The sequence below is a fragment of the uncultured Anaerovibrio sp. genome (genome assembly GCF_947302755.1).
Classification (GTDB): domain Bacteria; phylum Bacillota; class Negativicutes; order Selenomonadales; family Selenomonadaceae; genus Anaerovibrio.
Map to the genome: position 1 here is coordinate 1 of NZ_CAMYWM010000150.1, position 5,579 is coordinate 5,579.

A 5,579-nucleotide genomic window follows, 5' to 3' on the forward strand; every position below is an offset into this window, starting at 1 on the left:
TCCCGAAGGCGACGGACGAAGAAAAGGCGGCCAGAAGCCTGGCAATCCAGGAAGGACTGAAGGCCTGCACCAGGACACCACTGGAGATGATGGAGCTGATGGGGGAGGCTGTTGAATTGATTTCCTCCATGCTGGACGGCTTCAACACGAACTGTGCCAGCGACCTCGGCGTGGCGGCACTGTCCCTGAAAGCCGGCATTCTCGGTGCCTGGCTGAACATAAAAATCAACACTGGTTCCCTGAAGGACAAGGCCTTCGCAGCGGATGCCGAGGCGAGAGGACAGGCGATCCTGCACTGTGCAGTCCCCGCGGCAGATGACTGCTTCGCGAGACTCCTGAAGATGGTGGAAGGATAAGCCAAAATGCAGAATACATTGCTTTGACGAATATTTCTGATGCCATTATCAAAAAAGCCGCCGAACTTTCTGGGGATACGCCCATCGCTTTAGCAACTTTGATGACGGCGGCTACGGCGTTTGTCTTTTTAGGGATGAGCGGACTTGGGGACGCTGTTTGAGGAAACTGCCACTTATGGTACTGTGGGTGAAGAACTGCCACCGCTGTTTGCCTATTACGGTGAGAAGCAACTGGATTTATCGGGGCTGACTGCGCGGGAGCAAATGCTTTCGGTGCTTGAAGCAGAATTGGATGTGCTCTCAGCGGAAGAGCCAGTTATACTGTTGGCTGTAAGATAACAATGGAGTGGTGACTATGAGAAAAATGACAGTAAAAGGCTGGGCTTTATTGGGGTTGATTATTTGTTTTTTGTGCAATTTGGCTTATGTGTCATCTGTGCAGGCGGCAGAGATCATCCGGGAGACGATTCCTTTGGAACGCAACAATGTGAGGCTGCATTTGGAACGTTATGTAGAGCAGGATGGACAGACGAAAAAACCAATCTTGTTTGTGCATGGCTTGACCTTTTCCTCTCATGAATTTGATGTCGATTATAAAGATTATAGCCTGGCAAAATATTTTGCTAAGCATAATTTTGAAGTGTGGTTGCTGGATATTGCAGGATATGGCAATTCAGCTGCCGTTAAAGATGGCTTTATGCCCAATTCGGATTATGCGTCAGAAGATATAGAAGCGGCAGTGCGCTGCATTCTGGCTCGAAATAACTGCCAATCTATTGATGTCTTGGGCTGGAGTTGGGGTACTGTAACCAGCGGGCGCTTTGCCGCACGTCACCCGGAGCTGGTGCATCGTCTGGTGCTCTATGCCCCCATAGTAGCCGGATTGGGGGAGAAGGAGGTCCTTGAGCCGTTTCATCATAACACATGGGAAGATGCGGCATCTGACTTTCAAAGGGAAAAAGATGGAGAAATAGATCTTGATATTGTGGAAAGGCCTGTAGCAAGCACTTATATCGATAATGCCTGGCACTATGATAGAGATGTGAGTCCCAATGGTGGAAGACGAGATTTGCTAGTTGACAAGAGTGCGCGACTTATTCCAACAGAGAGCATAAAAGCTCCTGTGCTGATTATAGTCGGCTCCAAAGATCCGTATGTGTCACCTGATTTATGCGACGAAGCGTATAGGACACTTCCCAATAGAACAGATTCGGAGTTGATAATTTTGGATGGAGCCGCCCATGCAATGTTGATGGAGCGTCCGTATTACAAGCTGTTTCGGGAAAGAGTATTAAATTTTTTGAATAAAGGCTGATGTGCGATATAGTAAACTTCGTGCGAAACGGTTTTTCGCACTACGCCCTTACAACGAATTCTAAAGCTCATCTGCATCCTTCGGATTTGATTAGCTAAGATTTCGTAGTAAATGGCAGAAAGCAACGGAATAAGGAGAATGTGAAATGTGAGTCACTTTTATTATTGAAGGTGGCGTTGCTGATATTTTTTATCATGGTTTTAATTATGATATTTATATCGAAGGAGCTTTCTGAAAGATTTGTTAAGCCTATAAAGCAGATGGCTGATGGCGTGCGCGAAATTGCCAGTGGCAATCTTGACAAAAAACTTGATATAAATACCGGCGATGAAATTGAACATTTGGCAGTTTGCTTTAATGCTATGACGGATGAGCTGAAAGCCTATATTGATAATTTGTCTTAGGTAACAGCTGAGAAGGAAAAGGTGGCAGCTGAGCTTTCTGTGGCTCACAATATACAGCTGGGCGCATTACCGCAAGATTTTTTGACCAATTATCAGGAATTTCAAATATATGCAAGCATGGATGCTGCAAAAGGTGTAGGCGGCGATTTTTATGATTTTTATATGATTGATGATGATCATTTGGTGGTTACGATTGCTGATGTGTCAGGGAAGGGTATTCCAGCAGCACTCTATATGATGCGTGCGAAAACTGCGTTAAAGAATATGGTCTTAAGGTTGAAAAATGCCTCTGATTTTGCTGACATTATGAAGATGGCGAATCAGGAACTTTGTCGGGAAAATGACGAAACGATGTTTGTGACGGTGTTTATAGCCAAGCTGGATTTAACAACAGGTGAATTTATTTATGTAAATGGCGGTCACAATTCACCGCTGGTGCAGTCTAATGGTGAATTCTGTTATTTGCAGCAATCGAGAAAACATTTGATGCTGGGCATAAACGAGGACGAAATGTATGAAGCGCATAGTTTGGTTCTGCAGCGGGGGGATATGATTTTTCTGTACACAGATGGCGTTACAGAGGCCATGAATGAGGCCGGGGAGCTATATTCCGAAGAGCGTCTGTTAGAAATACTCAATAGGCAGCCACAAAAGGATGTGAGGGACATACTCGCGGCTGTCCGTCAGGATGTTAGCACCTATGCTGGCAATGCTGAGCAATCGGATGATATAACCATGCTGGGGCTGAAATATTGTGGGGGCTTGAATGATGCGTAGAACTTCTTGGCAAAATGTCTGCTTCAGCCGGAATCTTTTCAAGAAAAATGATTGTATCTTGAGGTCGGAGGTGCTGGCGCATGGAACAAAAATTGTTTACTGAGGTCATTCCCCTTTATCGTTCACATACGGACAATCCGTATGCAATTAGAATCCGTATGCGGCTGCAGGATACTATTGACTCTGCGGTTCTGCGAAAGGCTGTAGATACCACAATGGAGCGGTATCCGTATTTCTGTGTGAAATTACAGGCTCGTGGTGATGGCTTTATTTTTGCAGAGAATCGGGAGCCGGTAGTTATTTCCAATTCAAGGCAGGGCGTAACATTAAATTCGCCAGAATCTAATAATCATTTGCTTTCATTTTCGTACCATGATGACTGGCTGGTTATGGACATTTTTCATGGTCTGACAGATGGTGCAGGTACTTATGAAGTGATACGCACTTTGTTGTATTATTATTGTTGTCAGCGCTACAAAGTGATACCTTCCACAGTAGGCATACGTCTTGTTGGTGATAAAATCTCTCAGGAAGAATGGGAATGTCCTGTAATGAAAGCCCGAGAACTACCAATTCCTCGGCGTCATGAGTGGACTAAGGCGTTGCTCCCCAGTATAGCCGCTAACCTGCAGCTGGAAAGCCCGGACTATGTATATAGCATATTGCTGGCGGAAGATGCTTTTATGCGCTTTTGCAAGGAAAATGGAGGTAGTCCTGGAATCATGGTGTCATTGCTCATGAGCCGAAGTCTGGCAAGACTATATCCAAATGCATCGGAAATAATACGGATTGTTTTGTGTGTTAATCAGCGCAAGGCACTGCATGCGCCCTTGGCTCATCAAAGTTTGGTCGGAGGTGCTTTTCTGGAATATGATGAACAGCTACGCAAATTGCTAATCCATGAGCAGGTGAAGGTATATAGGAATAAGGTTTCGGAGCAGACAAGCGAGGAGGCTGTACTATCTGGCGTAGCACATACGGTCAGCTTGACAAAAATGCTTTTGGCAAATAAAACGCATAAGGATAGACTAGAGATGGTGACAACGGTTGACGAGGCTGCCAATCGCTTTGCAGCGGCCAATGTGAGCTATGTAGGGAAAGCAAATTTCGGAGAAATGGAAAAATATGTAAAAGAGTTCCATACATGGAGTGCCACCGTTATGGATATCACCCTTCAAATCTCAGCAGTAAACGGCAGATTCACATTGGATTTCATGCAGAAGTTTCAAAGCAATGTTTATCTAAAGTCTTTTTTGCAGGAACTGGCGGATAACGGCATAGTTTATGAATTGCAAGATAAGCAGATAAGGTCATTGCCCGCAATCATGACGCCGTGGGTTGGCTTATAGTTGAAATGTTATATGATTTATGAAATGAAAATACTCGAGGCTAATAAGGATGGCAAGGAAGAAGGCCTTAAAGAGGGTAAGCAGCAATGAAAAATTTGACAAACAGATCTGCATTTTTTACTGCTCCATATGCAATGTTGATTCCCTTATATGGATAAGAAAAAAAACAACTATTTAAAAGAGATTTTTTATTTTTATTGAAATATAATATAAACAAAGCTAAATATATTATGCCTCGTAAGGGGGATTATCTTATGACCAAAGAAAAAGCAGTTGAGCAGTTGGTCGACTTAGGCATGACTAAAGACGAAGCAATAAAAGAAGTCAATGATATTTGTAATACTGGAATTGACCTTGAACATCAGATAGATTTTATTACTAGAACTACTAAAATAAGGCCGGCTATGTTCATTGATGGCTCAGATGGGCCGTGTTATATACCACAGGGCCGTCTTGGACCATATCCGGACGCCGACAAAGATAGAAGCCGTTAAATTATGCCAAGCTACAAAAAGATGTAGGTGATTATATGCAGGATAGATATGCTGGTGATGTAGGGGATTATGGGAAAATCGGAGTATTAAAATTCTTGCAGACTCAGGGATTTACCATCGGTGTTAATTGGTATCGTGTTCCAGTTCTAGATAACGAAAAGAAGGAAGATGGAACATATAAGCAGCTTGATGGTAAATATCTTATTCCGCCCCCAATATGGGAATGTGATCCCCAGCTTGCGGAAATTCTTACCAACATAGCACAAAGTAAAAAGCGTTCTGTGGCCGAAATACAGAAAGCAGATTTAGTCCCTGGAGCTATTTATTATGACGATTATCTTACCCTTGATGGTCGTCATGAGTGGCATGAGAAGGCTTTGAAAAGATTTAAGGATGTAGAGCTTGTATTTATGGATCCGGACAATGGCCTGCTGGTTAAGTCTGTGGGCAAAGGTTCGGCCAGAAGTATTAAATATGTTTTTTATGAAGAAGTGAAGGATTATATAGACGCCGAAAAGAGTGTTCTGGTTTATAACCACAGATGTAGAAAACCGGAAAAGAAGTATTTTGATGACATTAAAGATAGGCTGTATGATAATGTTAAAATCAATACAGGCCTGATACAAACCATAACCTTTTCTAAGGGAACCACACGGGATTACATTGCTATTCCTGCTAGCAAGAAACATTGTGATATGTTCAAGGCTGCATTTGATGATATGAGGGAAAGTATGTGGGGGAAACTTGGGGGATGCAGATAATTTGTATTATTGATATAATATACATATCACCTGAACCGGAACAGGCTATTAAGCAGTCTTGGCACCTAGGAACTACCTCTCTGCTTAATCGGCATTACTACCAGGAGTGATGGGCGGCAGCTG

General features: G+C 43.4%; 9 protein-coding genes. All 9 read left to right on the forward strand.

What is annotated here, in order from left to right; all coding sequences use genetic code 11:
- Positions 1-356: cyclodeaminase/cyclohydrolase family protein (locus Q0Y54_RS11415; protein WP_297967988.1), on the forward strand; the 356-nt coding region annotated here is incomplete at its 5' end.
- A 23-nt stretch (positions 357-379) separates the two neighbouring features.
- Complete coding sequence (locus tag Q0Y54_RS11420; RefSeq protein ID WP_297967992.1) at positions 380-517, forward strand: hypothetical protein; 138 nt, start codon at positions 380-382, stop codon at positions 515-517.
- A complete protein-coding gene (locus Q0Y54_RS11425; protein ID WP_297967994.1) occupies positions 501-695 on the forward strand; it encodes a hypothetical protein in 195 nt (64 codons plus the stop codon). The genes Q0Y54_RS11420 and Q0Y54_RS11425 overlap by 17 nt, the downstream gene beginning before the upstream one ends.
- A gap of 16 nt (positions 696-711) precedes the next feature.
- Positions 712-1,671 (forward strand): alpha/beta fold hydrolase, encoded by a 960-nt coding sequence (locus Q0Y54_RS11430; RefSeq protein ID WP_297967997.1) that lies wholly within the window; start codon positions 712-714, stop codon positions 1,669-1,671.
- A gap of 206 nt (positions 1,672-1,877) precedes the next feature.
- On the forward strand, positions 1,878-2,075 hold the full coding sequence (locus Q0Y54_RS11435; RefSeq protein WP_297968000.1) for a HAMP domain-containing protein: 198 nt from the start codon (positions 1,878-1,880) through the stop codon (positions 2,073-2,075).
- Between the two features lie 21 nt (positions 2,076-2,096).
- Complete coding sequence (locus tag Q0Y54_RS11440; protein WP_297968003.1) at positions 2,097-2,852, forward strand: PP2C family protein-serine/threonine phosphatase; 756 nt, start codon at positions 2,097-2,099, stop codon at positions 2,850-2,852.
- An 80-nt stretch (positions 2,853-2,932) separates the two neighbouring features.
- Positions 2,933-4,201: a hypothetical protein gene (locus Q0Y54_RS11445; RefSeq protein WP_297968006.1), complete on the forward strand. Its 1,269-nt coding sequence runs from the start codon at positions 2,933-2,935 to the stop codon at positions 4,199-4,201.
- Positions 4,202-4,455: 254 nt separating this feature from the next.
- Entirely contained in the window at positions 4,456-4,695 is a 240-nt protein-coding gene (locus Q0Y54_RS11450) for a hypothetical protein (RefSeq protein ID WP_297968008.1), read from the forward strand.
- Between the two features lie 35 nt (positions 4,696-4,730).
- The gene (locus tag Q0Y54_RS11455; RefSeq protein WP_297968011.1) at positions 4,731-5,456 is read left to right on the forward strand and encodes a hypothetical protein; all 726 of its coding nucleotides are present in this window, start codon (positions 4,731-4,733) and stop codon (positions 5,454-5,456) included.
- Positions 5,457-5,579: the final 123 nt, after the last annotated feature.